At 52.3% G+C, this 21,217-nt stretch carries 6 protein-coding genes; 5 read left to right on the top strand and 1 reads right to left on the bottom strand.

Translation table 11 applies throughout. The annotated features are described in order from the left end of the window. The first annotated feature begins 2 nt into the window (after positions 1–2). From BM293_RS08215 to BM293_RS08195, 5 genes are all read left to right on the top strand, one after another. Positions 3–15,752, top strand: coding sequence for a YDG domain-containing protein (locus BM293_RS08215; protein WP_234968948.1), 15,750 nt, complete (start codon positions 3–5; stop codon positions 15,750–15,752). A gap of 37 nt (positions 15,753–15,789) precedes the next feature. Beyond that, positions 15,790–16,500: a SapC family protein gene (locus BM293_RS08210; protein WP_093448312.1), complete on the top strand. Its 711-nt coding sequence runs from the start codon at positions 15,790–15,792 to the stop codon at positions 16,498–16,500. Between the two features lie 3 nt (positions 16,501–16,503). Then, complete coding sequence (locus BM293_RS08205; RefSeq protein WP_093448310.1) at positions 16,504–18,141, top strand: ShlB/FhaC/HecB family hemolysin secretion/activation protein; 1,638 nt, start codon at positions 16,504–16,506, stop codon at positions 18,139–18,141. A gap of 22 nt (positions 18,142–18,163) precedes the next feature. After that, the gene (locus BM293_RS08200) at positions 18,164–18,718 is read left to right on the top strand and encodes an invasion associated locus B family protein (protein WP_093448308.1); all 555 of its coding nucleotides are present in this window, start codon (positions 18,164–18,166) and stop codon (positions 18,716–18,718) included. A 143-nt stretch (positions 18,719–18,861) separates the two neighbouring features. After that, complete coding sequence (locus BM293_RS08195) at positions 18,862–20,451, top strand: ATP-binding protein (protein ID WP_093448306.1); 1,590 nt, start codon at positions 18,862–18,864, stop codon at positions 20,449–20,451. Here the strand turns inward: BM293_RS08195 and BM293_RS08190 are convergent. Beyond that, entirely contained in the window at positions 20,448–21,206 is a 759-nt protein-coding gene (locus BM293_RS08190) for a 16S rRNA (uracil(1498)-N(3))-methyltransferase (protein ID WP_093448304.1), read from the bottom strand. The genes BM293_RS08195 and BM293_RS08190 overlap by 4 nt on opposite strands. Positions 21,207–21,217: the final 11 nt, after the last annotated feature.

The raw sequence follows: 21,217 nt of genomic DNA, 5'->3' as shown, positions 1-21,217 counted from the left end.
TAATGGCATCTGAATTGCCCACGGGTGGTCAAGTTGTGGGTGGTGCGGCATCGATCTCTTCATCAGGTCAAAATATGACCATTCATCAAACTTCTGACAAAGCGGCAATCGATTGGCAGAGCTTCTCAATTGGTAAAGGTAACCGTGTTGAATTTGTTCAACCTAGTGCTTCATCTGCTGCTCTAAATCGCGTCACAGGTGATCAAGTTTCCAATATTCGCGGTGCGCTGACCTCTAATGGTCAAGTCTTTCTAGTGAACCCCAACGGTGTGTTGTTCAGCTCCACCGCACAAGTAGATGTGGGTGCATTGGTCGCATCTACTTTGGATATTTCTACCGACGACTTTATGAATGGAAATTTCACCTTTAGTGGTGAAAGCACCAATGCCGTTATCAATAAGGGTAATATTAAAGCGGCTGATGGTGGCTATGTTGCCATGATTGCCGCTGAAATTATCAATACTGGCTCGATCACAGCCAACGAGGGCTCAGTCCTGATGGGTGCGGGTAGTCGTGTCATGCTGGATCTTGGTGGCCCAGTTAAGATAGAAGTAGAAGAGTCGACGTTAGAAACCTATATCGAACAAGGTGGTGCTATACGCGCTGACGGTGGGTTGATCTTGTTAACCGCGAAAGCGGCAGGTGATCTAACCAGTAGTGTAATTAACCACACCGGTGTGACTGAAGCGCAAACGCTTGCCAGTGGCAAAAACGGTGAAATTTGGCTTATCGGCGATGCCGATGCTGGCGAAATGAATATTAGTGGCACGATGAATGTAAGTGCCCCGGAGCAGGGTGAGGGCGGCAAGATCATAGCCACGGCAGATACTGTCATGGTTGATGGCGATGCACACTTGAATGCTAGCGGCGCCCATGGCGGTGGTGCGGTATTAGTCGGCGGCGACTGGCAGGGCGGGGAGAATGTTGAGCGCCGGGTGTTCGATGACCCCGACGCTGTGTCCGAAGCGCGCCGTGCCTATGTCGGTCCCGATGCGGTACTTGATGCGAGTGCGACCGAGAATGGCGACGGCGGCACGGTGGTGGTTTGGAGTGATATTGATCACCCCGAATCTCAAACCATTGTGGACGGTACGCTATATGCCAAAGGTGGCCCTGAAAGCGGCCACGGTGGTCAGATCGAGACTTCCGGCAAATACCTAGATATCAACTATGCCGCAGTGTCCACTTATGCTCCAAATGGCGATGTGGGTGTCTGGTTACTCGATCCACCGGATCTTAATATTGTCTCGGACGACTTTGGAGATAATCAGTCTTCAAGAGTTGACCGAAGCGGAAGTTTTTGGAGTGCGAATTCGCAAGACTCTTCTTGGACTCCATATATCAGAAAGTCCTTTATCAATACTTCGCTCCAAAATAACGACTTGATCATTCTTACCGATAATTCTTCCTATATGGATAATCCAGGGAATGGGCACATTTATATCAGCAATCAGGAGGCTATTAACGTTCCGAGCCACAGAACACTGGAATTTCGAGCTGCACACACTATTTATCTGGGTGGCACATTCAATGTCGCTGGGGAACTGATTTTGAATGCGGGCACCAAAAACGAAGGTGGTGTTATTCTGGATAGCGGTGTTTCCTTTTCTACTATAGCGGGTGATCAGTCTTGGTCAGGCAATACCGGGAATGCAGAAGTCATTCTGGAAAACGCTGATTCAGTCGTTGATTTTCGTTTGAGCAATGAAAAAGAATCCTACAGCTCAAATGGTTCCCCTATTTTAGCGGATTTAGGAGAGCTAAGTAATCTTTTGGTTAATGGACCAGGCACGGTACGTAAGTCGGGTGATGGCGCTATTCGCTTAGGTAACTCAAATAACTCGGTAGGCGGGCTAGAATCTGTCAGTGGTGTGCTGGCCTACGAAGGAGGGACCTTACTGGACCTCGAGGATAACGGAAATAGAGTCCAATTACGTGCAGTTAGATCTGAAGGTGCTAGCAAGGCCACGGTCTGGTGGCGGCGCAATCAAAATACTTCCTTTTATGGCAGTATTAACGTAGGGCAAGGTGACGAAGTTCGATTTTCGGGACTTAGTAACGCCCAATTTACTTTGCCCGAACAAGGAGGAATCAGGCGACTTTTCGGCCAAGGTGATATCTATTTGACTACAGGGAGTATGCGGGTGGTAGGGCAACTTACAGCGGGTCTCATCGACCCTACATTGAGGATGTCATCCGGCGCAACCCTGTATATGGACTCAAACGGGGAACTTCCGTCTCTATTTCGCGACATGCAAATCCGGGGGCCGGATTCCGGCACTTCACCTGCGAATGTCATTGTAAATCAGAATGGTTTCGGCTCGGTTCTTTTTATGGAAGATCAAAGTGGACTTGCAAGCGGAACCCAGGGAAGGGTCAATATCGAAGTTCGACAAGGTACCTTCGAGGTTAGAAATTGGAACCTCTCGGGTGCAAACGTTTCGCTCTGGAGCGACGCTGAGCTATTGGCTAACGACCGCGCGCGTATTGGTTCATTAGAAGGCAGTGGCACTGTCACTATGGCCAATGATACCGATCTGTGGCTAGGTGATATATGGCACTCAACGGGGGAGCGCGTTTTTAGCGGTACCTTTAATGGCGGTGCACAAATCATCCGGCAGGGCACGGGCACCCAAGTCTTCGATGGTTCGGGCGTGCAACTGTATGGCACGAGTAATAATTCACAGTTAGAAATGACAAGCAGCGTCGCGGGCACCATTGAGTTACGCAATGGTGCACTTAGCAACCCCCAAACTGAAATGAGTCTGGCCAGTCTAACCGACGGCAATACCCTGATAATAAATCCGGGTAATTCAAACTACACTTATCGTGGCAGAATTACCACCTGGGATAATACAGACGCTGTTTTAGAAATTTCCGGTGGTACAGGAACGATTACACTTGATAATTGGTCGAACCTTGGTTTCGGTCCGCTCCAAGGTAGCAATAGACAGGGTCGAATCCGCATCAGAGATGGTGCCACATTATCTGTTGTTGGCGAAATCGCAGAATCCGGAAGAATGGCCAATATCGATCTCGGGGATGCCACAACAAGCGGTACCTTGAGGCTCGAAGATGGTGCAAGTGTTTGGGCCAATATCAATGTATCAAATTCAGGGACACTGGATACCCCGTCTGGAACAGTGGATATTCAGGGCGCAATCTCAAACGGCGGAACCCTCAATAAAACAGGTAGCGGCACGCTTGTGCTCCGAGGTACGAATACCCATTCGGGTACATTGAATATCAATTCCGGTAAGCTGTCACTGGCTCCGGGAGCTGATTTGCACAATCAGCTTAGCGTGAATGTTGATTCTGGTGCCTTGTGGAACATTGAGAGTGACGCGGTTCAGGTTGATTCGATTACGGGTGCTGGCACGATTACTACGGAGATAAATGGACTCAAAACCCTGACAGTGGGTGGTAGCAATACGGCCACATTCTCTGGTGTGATTCAGGATGGCGATGGCCAACTCGCATTCACTCGTGAAGGCACGGGCACGACGATCTTGACCGGAAACAACACCTACACGGGTACGACCACGATCGCCAGCGGTGCCACGCTGCAATTGGGTAGTGGAGGTAATAGTGGTTCGCTGTCTTCGTCGAGCGCGATCACGAATAACGGCAACCTCATCGTCAATCGCTCAAACAATCTGGCTTTGGGTCAGGTCATCTCCGGCTCTGGCAACCTGACCAAGCAAGGCGGTGGAACGCTCACCCTGACGGGCGACAACACCTATACGGGCACCACGACCATCAACGCAGGGACGCTGCAGGTCGGGGATGACGGCACGTCGGGCTCGCTTGGGTCAGGCGCCGTGACCAATAGCGCCACACTTCGCTTCAATGTTTCAGACAATCGATCGATTGCCAATCAGATCATTGCCAACAATAACAGCACCTTGACCAATGCGGGCAGTGGTGTTCTGACCTTGGGTAACCTGCGCTTATCCAGCGGTGCGCGTGCCACGCTCGGAGCAGAGCCCAGCCGCACCCTGGCGGTGACTGGAACGACTATTCAAGGTGCAGGTTTTAACCTGGCGGGCGGTGGTCAATTCCTGTTAGGCAGCGACACATCACGCATTGGCATGGGTGAAGTGCGTGTGCAGAATAACAGCGATGTCACCTGGTGGGCTTCCGGTAATACCGTGCTGGGTGCGTCTTCTGCGGGCAATTTGTGGGTGGATTCCGCGGGCAGTTTGACGGTCAACAGCGCGATCAGCGCAACCGGTCCGGTGCGTCTCGCCTCTGGTGCAACCGGGCTGGGTGACCTGAATGTGAATGCCAACTTGAGCACCAGCAGTACCCTTGCTGGTGAGGGCAATCCGGCAGAAAACAGTGCCTTGGTGTTGATCGCAGGCAGACAAGCGGCTGCCGGTACCAGCGCCGGCGGTGATATCAAGCTTGGAAGCAGCGTGAACATCAGCGTCGGTTCGGGCGGCCGCGGTGTGCTGTACACCGGTTCCATTGATGGCAGTACGCGTGTTGCCGACTCAGCACAGGATGCCAATGACGGTCTGTTGCGCTGGGGTGAGCGGCGCTTCCGCTACAACAGCGATGAGACAACCAGTAATTTCGACACCACGACGGCTGCACTGGAGACAGGTCTCTACGCGGTGTACCGCGAGGAAATTCTCATCAACACGCCGCCAGAGCCAAGCAAAGAGTACGACGGCGAGGCCTACGATGGGGGGCAGTCGCTTCTGGATAGTCTGGCGGAGCTGCTGGAGCATGGTGATGAGTTTTCCGGCACGCCAACCTTTCAGTTGACCAACGGTGTTGAGGGTGTACTGACGGGTGGCGAGGCGATCAACGCGGGCGACTATGTCATCACGGTGAACGATCTGGAGTCTGATCTCGGCTACACCATGCCTGCTGGGGGGACCCTGACCGGAAAATTGAATATCGACCCGCGCGTGCTCGGCCTGAGCGGCTCGCGCCTATACGATGGCACCACAGAGGTGAGTCATGAGGTGCTGAAGCTGACTCGGCTAGTCGGAGACCAGGCGCTGAACTTCACCGGCTCTGGAACAGTTGCGGATAAGAATGTTGGAGAAGCCAAGGTTCTCACGGCGACTGGCCTGAGCCTGGCAGATGGCGAGAATGGTGGTCTGGCGAGTAACTATACCTTCGAGGGTGGCGAGTACCGGGTCGATATCCTCCGTCTGCCCAGCGCGACCTGGGTCGGTGGTAGTAGCAATCAGTGGTTCGATCCCGAGAACTGGGCGGTCACCGGCGACTTGAGCCAGACTGGTGTGGTGCCCGATCTGGCAAACGTAGCGAATGCAGTGATTCCAACAGGTGCAGAAGTAAGCTTTGACCCAAACCAGACATCGGGAAATGCCGAGGATGGTATTGTTCAAATCGACACCCTGCAGGCCAGCGGTGTTGGCTTGGATATCAGCAATAACGGCCACCTCCAGATCGCGAATAGCAGTGTCCTCGGCTGGCTTGGCGGCATTGATGGTACCTTGGAGCAAAAGGATGGTTGGCTGACACTGGATACAAACAACCCGGGCATTTTCTCCGGGGTGATCGCGGGATCGGGCGGCATTCGCATCGAGGCCGATCAGCATTTCGCTGGCAACAACACCTTCACTGGCGGAGTGCAGTTGGTCGATGGTGTGCTCACGCTGGGTTCGACCGGCGCACTGAGCACCACTGGTACGATCGATTTTGCCGGTGGCACGCTGCAGCATACTGAGAACAATACAATGGATTACTCTGACCGTTTCAGCACCGCAGCCAATCAGCAGTACCGCATCGACACCAATGGTGAAAACGTCACCTGGGCTACGGCCCTGACCAGTACGGGCGGTACGCTGACCACGTTGGGTGGTGGCGACCTGTACCTGACAGGAGCCAACACCTTTGGTGGTGCTACTGTAGTCGAGTCAGGCCGCCTGATTGTAAGCGGTGCCGGCGCACTGGCGACGGAGAGCATCGAGCTTAAATCGGGCACCACCCTCCGCTATGAAACCGGCGGGGAACTCGCGTCCAGCATCACCGGCAGCGGCGCTTTTGAGATGGAGGGGGCTCCGGAGGCAAGCCTGCGCTTGTCAGGTAGCAACAGCTACAGCGGTGGAACGACGGTAGATGGCGGTAGCCTGGTGGCTGCGCATAGCAATGCGCTCGGCACAGGGGCGGTGGACGTAGCATCCGGCGCGACCCTGGGGCTCTCCGGCGGTATTGATATTGCCAATTCGATCAACCTGAATGGCGGCGGCGTGACGGGCACGGCTGCGCTGTGGAACGTCGATGGTGAAAACAGCGTGGGAGGTGTTGTCTCACTGGAAACGGATGCGAGTATCGGCTCTGCCGACGGGCGGCTGGTATTGACGGGTGAAATGGATACTCGTCCAGATGGAGACAGGCGAGGGCTCGCCATCACTGGTTCAGGTACGGTTCGTTTGGGCCCTGATCCACTGACTCTTCTCAATCTGTCCAGTTCGCCAGAAAGCACCCTTGAATTGCTGGCGGACATTTTCACAGACAATAGTGGCAATCAAGGACAGATTAATCTAGTGGGTCATCTTGTGACACTAAATGACCTGTCGTTGTTTATTACTGGCTTACTTGGGAATGCGCGTATCACGCTAGGATCGGTTAAGGCTCACGGTGATCTTGACCTAGTCGCGACTGAGTTTGTACTAGATGGTGAACTAGATGTGACCGGACATCGTCTATCTATTGAGGAAAGAGGGACGAATCCTAACTTCGGTTGGGATTTGAATATCTCCGATGCCGTGTTGGCGGATGAGCTGGTGCTTCGTCTACTGGGAGATGTGGAGCTGACCAACTCGGAAAACCGCATCGGTGTACTGGCGGGCACGATGAGAAGTTTGGATCTGGTAAATGCTGAAGCGCTAAGTGTAGGGGTTGCTCCTGGTACGCAAGGCATAGGGGTGCGGGCTTCTGGTGGGACCATTCGCATCGAAACGCTGGAGGGGGATCTCACGGTTGCGAATCCTATCCAGATTTTGGGCAATCCGAGTGCTGATGGTGACGATGTTACCTTGATTGCCGGTGGTGGCTATTTGGCAGGCGATGCGACCGGTGGTAACGTCATCATTTCGGGAAATGGTAGCTTTAACCTTGATCCGAATGGTCGTGTGACGATTTACACCGGCAGTATCAACGACAGCATCGGTGTGGCTGAGACCGCCGACAATGCCGGCGACGGTCTGATCCCCTGGGCGAGCAGGCGTTTCCGCTATAACAGTACCATCGATGAACATAACTTTGACCTGACGCTAAGTGAAGGCGAAGGAGCGGGCACGGGTCTTTATGCCATCTATCGCGAAGCACCCGTAGTCACCGTCACGGGCCAAGATGTGACCAAGACCTACGACAATAATCCTTTCGATGCCAGCGACAGTGGTGCCTACAGCATTGATTGGTCGGATCTGCGCAACGGGGATATGCCCAGTGACTTTAATGAGGAGGTGGCGGTCAAAGAGGGTGGTGAAGCGTTTGGTGCCGTGGATGTTGGCGATTACGCCATTGAACTGGAAGGGTTGACCAACGGCCTTGGCTATTTGGTGGCGTACGATGATGGCACGCTCAGTATTGAACAGTTGCAAAGCGCGACTTGGGAGGGTGGCGATTCAGGCGACTGGTTCGACCCGGAAAATTGGGGCCCAACAGGCGGTACGACCACGGGCACTGTACCGACCGGCGCAAATGTCGGAGAAGTTGTGATACCTGAGGGCGTCACGATTACCTTTAACGGCGATGATGATGGCACTCCACGTGACACGGTATTCCTTGACCGCATATTGGGTAGCGGTGGTACGGTAACGATGACCAACAATGCCCATCTCGAATTAGGGGGTGACAGTGTTCTGGGAACCTTGAATGGTGAGTCGGACACTCAGCTTGGCTTGATGGGAGATCCCATGTGGTTGTCCTTGGAGGAGGGTGGCAACTTCGCTGGTGATATCTACGGTACCGGCGGCATCATCAACTACGGCGATTTGACGCTGAGTGGTACCAACACATTCACCGGCGGTACGCAGTTGAACGACGGTGTGCTGACCCTGGGTTCTGAGGGTGCTCTGGGTTCCAAAGGCACGCTGGATATGAACGGCGGCTGGCTCAAGCACACCGAGCACAACAGTGAGGATTATTCCGACCGCTTCAGCACTGGCCCGAATCAGCAGTACAACCTGGACCTGAATGGTCAGGAGATCACCTGGGCGAGCCCGCTGTCGAGTGAGGGTGGCACCCTGACGATCAGCGGCGATAACAACAGCACGCTGATCCTCACGGCTGACAACGACTACGACGGCGGCACCACCATCCAGTCCGGCACCCTGCAGGTGGGCGATGGCACCAATACCACCGGTAGCCTGGGCAGTGGCCCGATCGTCAATGACGGCGCACTGGTGTTCAACTTGGGCGAGGGGGGCAGCACGAGTGTGCCGGGTTCGATCAGCGGCTCTGGCGAGTTCACCCAAGCGGGTCCTGGCACCGTGGTGCTGAGCGGCAACAACACCTTTACTGGCCCGCTCAATCTGAATGGTGGAATGCTGGTGGCAGGCCACGCCAATGCGCTGGGCGATAGTGAGGATGAGGTAGAGGTTCAGGAGGGTGCATCTCTCGGCCTGCAGGGCGGAATCAATCTGTCCCGAGACCTGAAGCTGAATGGTACCGGTGCCGATGGGCAGGGTGCGTTGAACAACCTAGAGGGGAACAACACGCTCAGTGGCAACATCGCCCTGGGTGATGGCGAGGTGCTGATCAGCCAGAGCAGTGGCGAATTGCTGCTGGCGGGCACGATCGACCCGAATCCAGAGACCGACCTGCAGTTCCAGAGCAGCGGCCGGATCAGCGTGACCGATGCCCTGGATGTGAAGAGCCTGAGCTTTGATGGCGCGGGTGGGCAATTGCGCCTCTCCGACGATGCCACCGTCGAAACTGATATGAGCTTCGGTTCGGGTACCACTCTGGTGACAGTGGGTGACCGAACGCTGACCTCGAACGGGCAGGGCAAGCTGGATCTGCGCTCCGTAATCGCCAGCGGAGATTTGACCCTGGACGGGTTTGGCGATGTGAACCTGCAAGGCCACCTCAACGCCGGTACCCATAGCGTGACCATCGCTGCGCACAACAGCGTATCTGACGATGACGGCGAAGGTTTGATCACCGCCCAGACGCTGGTGCTGGATTCGCAGGCGGCGGATGTGGATTACGATCTGGGTCGGGGCTCCACGGGTACTGGTCATAACGTCGGCATCCTGGATGCCACCAGTCCGACTCATGCGCTGGGGGACTTCACGTTTGTCAATAACGGTCCGCTCACCCTGGCGGGTCTGAACATCGCCGGCGATGGCGATATTGCTACCCTTGACGGTAATCTGACTCTGAGCGGCACGATTGACGCGGTCGATGCCGAGGACAAGGATCTGGTCTTCTCCGCGGGTCGCAATGCCGAGGCGGGAGATACTGCCGGTGGCAACATCGTGATTGCTGAAGGCACGGAGATCACCCTCGCGAATGAGGCGAGAATGATCTTCTACACCGGCTCGATTGCGGGTAGCACAGGCCTGGTCGAGACCGGTGAAGGTGCGGCTGATGGCCTGGTGGTGTGGGGTAGTGGCCGCTTCCGTTACAACAGCACCGAAACCGATACCAATTTCACGGCGGTTCTGCCTAGCAGCGGCTATGCTGTGGTATACCGCGAGCAACCGGTGATTACGGGCGGTGGCGACGATATCGTCAAAACCTATGACGGTAAGGGCTTCGATTCGGCCGAGTATGCAAGCAGCTTCGATGGTCTGGTCCTGGGGGACGACGTTGAACACCTGACTGGGCTGGATGCCAAGGATGACGTCAAGAACGTTCGCCGCGACGCTGACGGCAACGTGATCGCCTATCAGCTGCTAGATGAGGTGGGCTCAGATCTTGGCTATGCGATTGAGGTTAACGGTAGCACCCTGACCATCAACCCGGCAGAACTCACGCTGTCGGTTACCGCGGATGACAAGACCTACGACGGCACCACCACCGCCATCTTCAGTGACGAAAGCCTGGCCGGACTGGTGGGCGACGAGGCCCTGCAGATCGATGCCATCGAAGGTGACTTTGCCAGCCGCAATGTGGCGCGGGATGCCGAGGGCAACGTGATCGCCCAGGACGTCACTATCAGCGAAGTCGCGTTGAGCGACGATGCGACCTCCGGTGGTCTGGTCGGCAACTACAACTTGACCCTGCCGGAAGGCCTCACCGCTACCATCAGCCCGCTGGATATCGAACTGGGTGATCTGGGGGTCGCCAGCCGTCAGTACGACGGGACCCACGATGCCCAGTTGAGCTTCACCGACAACCTGATCGAAGGGGATGACGTCAGCTTTACCTACAGTGCCGAGTTTACAGACAAGAACGTCGGCACTCACGGTGTCACGGTGAACGGATTCGAGATATCGGGCGAAGATGCGGGTAACTACAGCTTCAGCCCGGATACCGACTCGATTAGCGGAAACATCACCCAGCGCGTGCTGACCCTGAGCGGCAGTCGCGTTTACGATGGCACAGATAATGCCTATTTTGAAGAGCTTGTGTTTGCCAATCTGGTCGAAGGCGAGGGCCTGACGCTGAATGGCGTCGGCACGTTGGCCGATCGCCATGTGGCACGGGAGAACGGTGAAATCGTGGCCAAAGCGCTGACCGGCCTTGGTGACTCAGAAAACGGTGGTTTATCGTTGGTTGATGGTGAAAATGGTCTCGCCAGCAACTATATGCTGGCAATTGACGCCTCTGAGCACAGCCTGACGGTGACTCCGGCCACCATCACCGCCGTGACCGGCATTGCGGCTGATGATCGCCAGTATGACGGTACGACTGCAGCGACGCTGGATGCGAGCGGGGCCGAGTTTGTCGGACGGTTTGAGGTCGATAGCCTTGATGTGGGTGCCGCCGAGCTGAGCGGTGTGTTCGCGGATGCCAATGTGCAGCGTGATGGCGTCGGCGAAGTAGCTGCTCAGGAAGTGGGCATTACCGGCATTGCGTTGTCGGGCGATGATGCCGGCAACTATGTGCTGGCGGAAGGCGCTAACACTGCGACCACGACGGCGACGATCACTCCGCGCGAGCTGGATATAACCGGCACCCGTGTCTACGACGCGACCCTGGAAGTCGATGCCGGCGTGCTTGATCTTGGCAATCTGGTCGATGGGGAAGCGTTGGACCTTGAGGGCTCGGCGCAGATGGCCGATCGTCATGTGGCGCGTGATGCTGAAGGCAACATCATCGCCAAGGACTTGGTTGACGTGGACGGCCTGATGTTGGCCGATGTGGTCAATGGCCTGGCGGGCAACTACACCCTAAGTGGTGGCAGTCATCAGGTCACCATCACGCCGTATACGCTCGAAGTCACCGGTCTGACGGCTGAGAACCGGGTTTATGACGGCACCACCGATGCGACGCTGTCGGGGACAGGCAGTGTGGCTGAGTTTGACGGGGATAATGTTAGTCTGGTGGATGGTACGGCCCGTTTTGCCGATCGCCATGTGGCCCGTGATGAAGACGGCAATGTCATTTCCCAGGCCGTTACGCTGGATGGTTTCACTCTGGACGGCGACCATGCCGGCAACTACAACCTGGTAGCCCCGGGTGATCTGACAGCGATGATCACTCCGCGTGCGCTGGCGACAGTGACCGGGATCGCTGCAGCGGATCGGGAGTACGACGCGACCACTGCGGCCACGCTGTTGTTCGATGCCGCGGACTTCAGTGCGGTCAGTGGTGATGAGGCGAATACCGGCCTGGTCGATGGGGATGCGCTCACTGTCGCCGCAGCGGAGGGTGTGTTTGACAGCGCCGATGTCGCACGCGACGGCAATAATGATGTAATCGCGCAAGGTGTCAGCATTACCGCAATCCAGCTGGGTGGCGCTGATGCCGGTAACTACGTGTTGCTCGACGATACCGCGAGCACCAGTGCCACGATTACCCCACGTACCGTCACGCTGAACTTCGAACGGATTTATGACGCGGGAACCACCGTCGATGCCAGTGCACTGGTCGGTATCGACAACCTGATCGCTGGGGAATCGCTCGGCCTCAGTGGTGCCGGCAGCCTGGCCGACCGCCATGTGGCACGAGACGGTGAGGGTAATGTGGTCGCCAGAGTGCTGGATGATCTGGGCACTCTCGCCCTTGGCGACGCTACTGAGGGACTGGCGGGCAACTACCAGCTTGACGCCGGGGTTGCGAACCACCATGTCACTGTTACTCCAGCCAGCATCACTTCGGTTGGCGGGATCACGGCCGAGGACCGTCAGTACGACGGTACCACCGGCAATGTGACACTCGATTTCGGAAGCGTCAGTTTTGATGGGCGTCTCGGTGAAGATGATGTGTCCGTGGCATCCGCGAATGGTGTGTTTGACAATCCCAATGCCGGGATACGCGACATTGCCATTAGCGAGATTACGCTGGGTGGCGACGATGCCGGCAACTACACCCTGCTCGACACCTCGGCTACCACACAGGCCGAGATCCTGCAGCGGGTGATCAACCTGATCGGTAGCCGTACCTACGATGCCACTACTGATGTGGCGGCCGATATCTTCAGCCTGGATAACCTGGTCGACGGCGAGGCGCTGACCCTGAGCGGTAGCGGTACGGTTGACAGCAAGGACGTCAGTGCGGGCACGCAAACGGTGGCGCGGGGCGATCTGGCCCTGGGTGACGGTGCCAACGGTCTGGCCAGCAACTACACCCTGAGCGATGGCACCCACGAGGCCAGCTTTACTCCGTTTGCAGTGGAAGTCAGCGGCATCGAAGCCGAGAGCCGAGCCTACGATGGCACCACCGAGGCCGGTCTGACCGGCACGGCGGGTGTGACCGCGCTTGGCAGTGACGCATTGACGGTGGAGGGCACAGGCGTCGGCCAATTCGCCGACCGAAACGTGGGCGACGACAAGCCCGTCACGGTCACCGGCTTTACACTGGGCGGTGCAGACGCTGACAACTATGTGCTGATACAGCCTCAGGGGCTGACGGCTAACATTACGCCGCTGACCATCACCGCAGTGGACGGCATCACGGCTGATAACCGCCAGTATGACGGCAGTACGCTGGCGACCCTGAACTTCGGCGGTGCCACGTTCACCGGGAAAGTCGAGGGCGACAACCTCACGGTGAGCGACGCTCAGGGCGAGTTCGAGGACGCCAACGTGGGAACCAACATCACTGTGAATATCACCGGCATCGTGATCGGTGGTGAGGATGCCGGCAACTACCTACTGACCGAGGATCTGACGAGTGAGACCACGGCGGACATCAATGCCCGTGTAGTGGCACTGATCGGCGAACGCGTGTACGACCAGACCACCGGTGCAGCGGCAGAGATCTTCACCATCAGTAACCTGGTGGAAGGTGAAGCGCTGGGGCTGAGCGGCGCGGGCGTGCTGGATAGCAAGAATGCGGGTGACCGCACGCTGGTGTCCTTGGGTGATCTGGAACTACAGGATGGTGACAGCGGCCTTGCCAGCAACTACCGCCTGACCGGCGGCCCGAACAATCAGGTCACCATCACGCCCAAGGAGCTGACCGGCATTACGGGCATCACTGCAAACAACAAAAGCTACGATGGCACCACGAACGCCAGCTTGAATCTCGGTGATGCGAGTATCGAAGGCATGCTGGATGGCGACAACCTGACCCTGACCGGAGCGAACGGGCAGTTTGAAGATACCAATGTCGGCACCGATAAGACGGTAACCATCGACGGCTTCACCTTCGGTGGGTTCGATGCGTCCAATTACACCTTGCCGGAGGGCTACATTGCGACCACTACGGCGGATATCCTCGCCGCAGCCCTACAACTAATCTACACCGGCGTTGATCGCCAATACGACGGTACTACGGCCGCACAGGTCGACGTTACGGTGCAAGGTTTGGCGGAAGGGGAAACCGTCGATGTGTTGCGCACTGCAGCGTTCAATCAGGCCAATGTGGGTGACAACCTGACCGTGGATATCACAGATGTAAGCTTGTCTGGCCAGTTTGCGGGTAATTATGTGCTAAGTTCTGATACGGGCACCACTACGGCCAGCATTACGCCAAGGATATTGACCATTAGCGGCATGACGGCTGAGAACCGGGAGTACGACGGCACGACTGACGCTACGCTGAATGGAGGTAGTCTGGTCGGACTGGTCGGCAATGAAACACTGACTTTCGATGGTCATACCGGCCAATTCGCCGATCCGAATGCCGGTGTCGACAAGCCGGTGAGCATTACCGACCTGACGCTGGAGGATGGCGAGAACGGTGGCTTGGCGTCGAACTACGCGGTCGATCTGCCAGAGCTTACCGCCACCATCAATCCGCGCCAGATCTCGCTGGTGACCGATGCAAGTGGCAAGGTGCAAGGCCTGATCGCCTACAATAAGGTGTATGACGGCACGACCGTTGCGTTCGTGGAAGCCAACTTCGATAATTTGATCGGCACCGAGACACTCAACCTGGAGGCCAACTTCAGTGACCGCAATGCTGGTATTGGCAAGACCGTGACGCTAACAGGTGATCTAGCAGATGGCAGTGGTTTAGCAAGTAACTATGTGCTGGATGGTAGTTATAATCTGTCATCCTTAACGGCTGATATTACGCCCCGTGATCTAGTGCTGTCCGGTTTTGAGGCTGATGACAAAGTGTATGATCGTTCGACCACGGCCACGGGTCGTTTTGATGACGACAGGATTGGTGGTGACGATCTGACGATCGATTTTGTCGCCAATTTCTACAACTGGAATGCAGGCACTGGTAAGACCGTAACCTTCAATGGCTTTACGCTCGATGGCGATGATGCTGGCAACTATTCATTGATAACATCGACGGGCACTGCCCAAGCTGACATTTTGCAGAAGATGCTAATGCTTGAGCTGAGTGCGGATGGACAGTCTATTACCAAGGTGTACGACGGAACGGAACAATTCCTTGTTGAGCCAAAACTTGTCAGCTTGGGTGGCGTTATTATTGGTGACACGGTTACTCTTGGCTCCGGTTCCGTTACCGGATACGCCGACCCGAACGCCGGCACTAACAAGCTGGTTACGGTTAACGGTTATGCGTTAGAAGATGATGATGCGGGTAACTATATGCTGGTTAGCGAGGGCGTCACGATCTCCGATGCTATGATCATGCCGCGGCCGGTGACAGTCACAGCTGATGCCCAAGAGAAACTCCAGGGTGAACACGATCCGACACTGACCTACACCACGGGTTGTGGCGATTTATCAGATGACTGTGGTTTAGTTAATGGAGAGTCTTTGTCTGGCAATTTGATACGTGATCTTGGTGAATCTGCTGGATCATATGCTATTCGTCAAGGTACTGTTGATGAGGAGAATAACCCTAATTATAACATTACCTATGAAGGTGCAGATTTAACGATCACAGCAGTAGTAACTGGCGGTGGTTCAGAAACAGTTCCTGGATTACCTGATCCAGGATTACCAAGCATTGAAGATCAGCAATTAAATCGAGCGATCAATGATGCCATCAATAACAATAACGTGGGAACAATGACGCCACTTAACCAGAATCCATTGACTATTTCATTAGGTCTCTCAGTAGTCAGTTCGGGTGGTGCGACAGCCTCTTTAACCTCGGGTGGAGTTGAGTTGGTTGATGCATCTGAAGAAACTATTGATGAGTTAACAGAGGGTTCAGCTGCATCTCAGCAAGATGTAAATACGAGAGTGCTTGTTATTGATGGTGGCATACGTTTGCCTGAGTAAGCATTTATTAGAAATTAAATATTAAAAGAGGTTATCAATGTTCAGGAATTTAACCGCATTAAATTCAGAAGTTCACCAAAACTTTTGTTTACAGCCCAGTCAATCTTTTCACTTTGCTGCTGACACCCATCTTATTAAAGTGATGTTGCCTGAATTTGTTCAGGTTTCACCTCAAGCTCCAATTTTGTTTATTGAGCAATCAAACGATGAAGGCTTTATTCCTGTTATGTTAATGGGGTTAAATCATGGTGAAAATATATTTGTGAATAACCATGGTGATTGGATTGGTGGTTATATTCCCGCTTTAATTCGTCGATATCCTTTTTCACTAGTAAAGTCTGGTGACGATAATAAGTTAGTTGTATGTTTTGATGAATCTTCTGGTCGTTTATCAGCGACTAGTCAGGATGAGGGTGCTCAAGCATTATTCATTGATGGACAACCATCAGATACATTAATTAGTGTTCAAAATTTTTTGGGCGAAATTAATATAATTGAAAGTAATACTGATAGTTTTGTTGCTGATCTTGTTGCAAAAAATCTTTTGAAGCCAATAGATATAAACTATAACGAAAGTGAATCCAATAAAACAATACGCGGTGCTTTTGTGATTAATGAAGAGAGACTGAATAATTTGCCAAATGAAACTTTTATTGATTTTAAAAATAAAGGCTACTTGGTTGCTATATATGCACACCTTATCTCTTTACAAGCAGTAAGCAAATTGATTAATAAGAAAGAGACGTAACCAATGCTTACAAAACATTTATTTTTGATGCCACTAAGTGTAGCGACGTTTTTCTTGAGCACATCGCTAGTTGTGGTTGCGCAAACGGTACCAGATTCAGGAAGAATTTTTCAAGATAGCATGCCACAATCAGTTCAGCCACTTGATTCTTCAACGGCTATAGACTTTGATTCTCGTCCACTCACTGAAACACAACCAGGTGGACCTAAGGTTCTTCTGAATGATATTAAATTTTTAGATAATACGGTATTTAGTGATGTTGAGTTATTAGTCGTCTTAGGGGATGTTTTAGGTCAACATTATGATTTGGCAGGACTGCGTGACTTAGCTAATAAAGTAAGTTCACATTATCGTATTAATTTCTATCCGTTCGCAAGTGCAATTATTCCTGCACAAGATATGAGTAAGGGAATACTTGTCATTCAAGTTATTGAAGGGCGATATGGCAATATTAATGCTACTGGTAAGCAAGAGCTCGCTGATTTTGCACTTCCTTATATTCGTGGCTTAAATACAGGTGATGTAATTGAATCTAGGTCACTAGAAAGGAAATTGCTTATCATTGGAGATATTCCTGGTATAGCAGTAGTTCCAGTGATGCGTCCAAGCGAAATAGTGGGGGCCGGTGATTTAGATTTACGGGTAGGTGAAGCTCCAAGAATGCAAAGATCAATTGGTGTTGATAATCATGGCAGTCGCTTTAGTGGTGAGTACCGAATTAAAGCGGATTTTAGTTATGCGAGACTATTTACTGTTGGTGACGAAGTTTCTTTAACGGCTCTATACTCTAATGAAGAATTGGTTCTTGGGCAAATAAGCTACAGTATCCCTATAGGCTATTCAGGATTGAAGGGATACACCAGTTATTCTCAAACAGAATATGAGTTAGGTGCTGACTTTGCTGCTCTTGGGGCAACTGGTATAGCTAAGGTATCAAGTTTGGGGTTAAGTTACCCTGTGTTGCGAAGTCAACAAACCAATGTTGTTGCATCGGTAAGCTATAGCTACAAAGAGTTAAAGGATGAGCGAAAAAGTTTTAATTTCATAGAAAACAAAACTGTAAAGTCTATTCCATTAGCAATTCAGTTTGATAACAGAGACAACTTTTTGGGTGGGGGTATTCTGTTTGGTAGCGTGCAGTTCACAACTGGAAGGTTACGGCAGAATAACAGTGAAGGATTTGAGGTGCTTGACTCTTTTTCCAAAACAAATTTGAACTTATCTAGAGTTCAAAGGTTGTCAAATAACACTAATTTTTTTGGTGTTTTTATCACTCAAGATACGCCTGATAGAAATCTTGATAGTTCTGAATCCTTTTCCTTAGGTGGTGTAAATGGTGTACGAGCCTTCCCTAGTGGTGAAGGTGCTGATTCAACAGGCTGGCTTACCAAGCTTGAATTACGGCACACCTTAAATCACTATCTAAGTCCTTATCTATTTTATGATTTAGGGTCTACACCAAGAGGTGGTTTAGATGATGAGAGACGTACTATTTCAGGAGCTGGGCTAGGACTTCGTTATAATTTAAACGGGTTTAATGTTGATTTTAGTTCAGCATGGAAAGTAACTGGTGGTAATGCAAATTCCGATAATAAGCAAGCTGATCCAAGGCTGTGGTTTAGTGCAAGCTATTTATTTTGAGTGTTGAATAGTGGAGATTATCTTGAAAAAATTAGTACTTTTTATGGCAGCAGGCCTGCTAAGTTTGGTGTCAGTAGGGCAAGTTTATGCTGTGAATCCTTCAACTCACATCGCCGTACCTAGCCAAGGTGCAGCGTGGACGTTGGCCAATACTTTTGGCGACTGGCAATTGGTATGCACTGAGCAGGGTGATAAGTCTTGTCGAGCACTGCAAACGTTAGATCTTGAACAGGGTGAGCAAAGTATGCGATTGCTCGAGGTGATGGTTTTTTATGCTGGTGATCAAGCTCGCATGAACATGACTTTTCCCTTGGGACTTGATTTATTGGCAGGAATCGTACTTAAGGTTGATGAGAATGATGAAATTGGCCTACCTTTTAGTACCTGTTTGGCCGATGGTTGTCGCGTAATAGGTAATATTGGTGACGATGTGATGGCGCAATTAATGGCAGGCAACGTCATGAAGGTGGGTTTCCGAGGCTTTGGTGAAGAGCAAACTTTGGTATTAGATGTATCCTTAAGAGGTTCTGCTAGTGCATTTAGAGCCGCTGAAGCGCGTCCGGTCGCTGTCAATTAAAGCCTTTTGGAGGGTTTAGGGTGTGAGGTGTGCCACTATCCTAAGGTCTAGAGTGTGATAAACACGGCCCAGGCCTGGTGAATTGGTTGTCGGGCATTGTGTTAGAATGTTGGCATTAGCTTCGCTTTATCTGGACACTTGCGATGGAAGATACTCTCAAAAAACTACCGATTGGTATTCAAACCTTTAGCGCGATTCGTGAAGACAATTATGTTTACATCGATAAAACGCCATTGGTTCATCAAATGGTGACCAGTGCCGGGCGGTTTTTTTTGTCGCGTCCGCGTCGTTTTGGTAAAAGTTTGCTGGTCGATACCCTCAAAGAACTGTTTGAAGGCAATAAGGCCTTGTTTAAAGGCTTGTATATTGAAGACAAATGGGATTTCTCTAAAACCCATCCGGTGATCCATCTTAATTTCGCTAACGGTGTTATTGAATCGCGTGCCGAACTCGACCAGGCGATTTATAACCTGCTGCGCGAAAACCAAATTCGCTTAAATATTGAATGCGCAGAGTTTACAGTTCAAGACCCGGCAGGCTGTCTGGCGCAATTGATTCAACTAGCCGCTCAACACTATGGACAAAAAGTGGCGGTGTTGGTCGATGAATACGACAAGCCGATTTTGGATAACATCGACCAACCCGAATTGGCCGCGACAATGCGTGAAGGCTTAAAAAACATTTACTCCGTGCTCAAGGCGCAAGACGCGCATTTGCGATTTGTGTTTATGACCGGTGTGACGAAGTTTTCTAAGGTCAGTTTGTTTAGTGGCATGAATCAACTCGAAGATATCACGCTTGATCGACGCTTTGCTGCTATTTGTGGCTACACTCAACATGATTTAGAGACTGACTTTGCTGAACATTTAGCCGGTGTGGATTGGGCTAAACTCAAAGACTGGTATAACGGTTATCAGTTTTTAGGCGAACCGGTGTATAACCCTTTCGATATTTTATTGTTTATCAACAAAAACAAAACCTATCGTAATTACTGGTTTGAAACCGGCAACCCCGGTTTTCTACTCAAGCTGTTTCGTAAACAGCGTTATTTTTTACCGGATTTGTCCAATCTTGAAGTGGGTGAGGATGTGTTGGATTCGTTCGATGTCGAGCAGATTAATCCAATTACCTTATTATTCCAAGCCGGGTATTTAACGATCGCTAAAACCAGTGAAAAACGTCAACGGCTACGTTTCCATTTAAAAGTACCGAATTTTGAAGTTCAGCAGGCACTAGCGGATCACTTTGCGAGTCTGTACAGTCAAACGCAATCGGAACAGCGTTTGCATCGACAAGATAGTCTTTTTGATGCCTTTGAGTCCGCCGACTTTTCTGCGATTCAACAGCAAATAGAATCCTTGTTTGCCGCGATTCCCTGGCGCAATTTTACTCAAAACGATTTGCCGGATGCCGAAGGCTATTACGCGTCCGTCTTGTATGCCTGGTTATGCAGCATTAACGCCACCATTATCCCCGAAGATATAACCCATCATGGTCAAGCGGATATAACGATTAAGCTGGGTGATCAGATTTACGTGACAGAAATCAAGCTCGACAAAAGCGAAAGCTTTCAACCGCAAACACCCAACCCGGCGCTGGCGCAGATCCAAGCTAAGCACTATGCACAAAAATATCTGGCCGAACAACAAAACGGCAAACAGATTCACCAACTGGGCTTAGTGTTCAATAAGCACGCGCGTAATCTGGTGCAAATGGATTGGCAATCGTTTTAAAAAAAATCGCCCCAGCGCGCTTGCAGTAAACTGAGGATGACCGGGGCGGCGGTTTCGGTGCGCAGAATGCGTGGTCCAAGTCGTATGCCTTGTAAACCCTGCGCTTGTGCTTGCTCGACTTCCTGGTCGGTCAAGCCGCCTTCGGGGCCGATGAGTAATGCGAGGCTTTGCGTTAAATTTGGCTTTTCGACTTCATTGAGGGTTTTTGTGCTGTAAGGATCAAGCACCAGGCCCCGCGTGCCCTTGGGGTATGGTTGGTGTGGGTTTTCAGCAAACCAGTGTTCGAGGGTAATCAGCGGTTTGACTTCCGGCACCACACAGCGGCCGGATTGTTCACAGGCGCTAATCACCAAAGCCTGCCACTGTTGGCGGCGTTTTTCAGCCTTGTCTTCATCAAGTCGGACCTCGCAGCGTTCGGTAAACACCGGTTGAATTGCGCTGACACCCAATTCCACTGCTTTTTGCAAACTATAATCCATGCGTTCGCCACGTGAAATGCCTTGCACTAACAAGGTGTTGAGCGGGGATTCGCAACCAGGCCTGGTTAGGGTGTCACCTAGCACCACTTGCGCATCACGCCGACCTATCACCTGCAGGCGAGCATCGGCTTGTTGGCCTTGGCCATCAAACACTTGAATTTGATGGCCATTTTTTAGCCGCAACACGGTCAGCGCATAGTGCGCTTGATCCTTGTCTAGCTCAATCACCAGGCCTGGTTGATAGCTCGCTGCTAAATAAAACCGTGGAATACGCATCGCTTGGCTCG

The organism is Thiomicrospira sp. ALE5, from assembly GCF_900112445.1.
Classification (GTDB): Bacteria; Pseudomonadota; Gammaproteobacteria; order Thiomicrospirales; family Thiomicrospiraceae; genus Thiomicrospira.
The sequence above is the reverse complement of the archived record's forward strand: the minus strand, read 5'-3'. Positions and strand labels throughout refer to the sequence as shown.